The organism is Vibrio sp. 704, from assembly GCF_033339295.1.
On record NZ_JAWOUH010000490.1, the window covers coordinates 1 to 676 of the forward strand.

The following is a 676-nucleotide window of genomic DNA, read 5'->3' on the forward strand; positions in this document are numbered from 1 at the left end:
TATTAATCAAGCCCGATGCAGATGAATAGTGTTTAACTAACTCACCGGACAATCGGTAGTAACTCAACCCAACAGAAGATGCAAGCCACACACCTTTCGCATCACTGATCAAACACGCCGGACGAGCATTCGCAACACTCATCTCCAAGACTTGCTTGGCTTCGCCACCAGCCACTGTTTTAAACAACCCATAGGAAGAGGCAAACCACTGAGAGCCATCCGCCGCTGTCACTATATCTAGCGACTCGCCATATTTTTCCGAGAAACGATTGAAACGAATACGTTCATCATCGTATTCATAAATGCCGTGGTCCGTACCAATAAAAAGTTTATCTTCGGTATCATATAAGCGCGTCACTTTAGCTGGTAAGTACTGACTCACGATCCATTCGCTACCAAAGTTTCTGACGGATTGCTTGTCGATATCAACGGTGTAAAGTTGGTAACCGCTGGATACCCACAAACGGTTTGTGTCGTCTAGAGCAATGTGCTCAACAGCATGCCCAGCCATTACTTGTAAATAAGGGAAGCTAACCTTTTTCAGCCCCTCCAATTGGAATATCTCCAAGCCTTTTGAAGTGGCAAGCCATAACATGCCTCGTTGGAACGCAAATTCGTTAATCTGAGAATCTAATTCTAAGACTTTTACAATCCCTTCCGCGCCAGAACGATACAG

At 45.0% G+C, this 676-nt stretch carries 1 pseudogene; it reads right to left on the minus strand.

Going from position 1 to position 676, the window contains the following annotated elements:
* Positions 1 to 676, minus strand: a pseudogene (locus R7R24_RS27305) (AraC family transcriptional regulator); the annotation flags it as partial.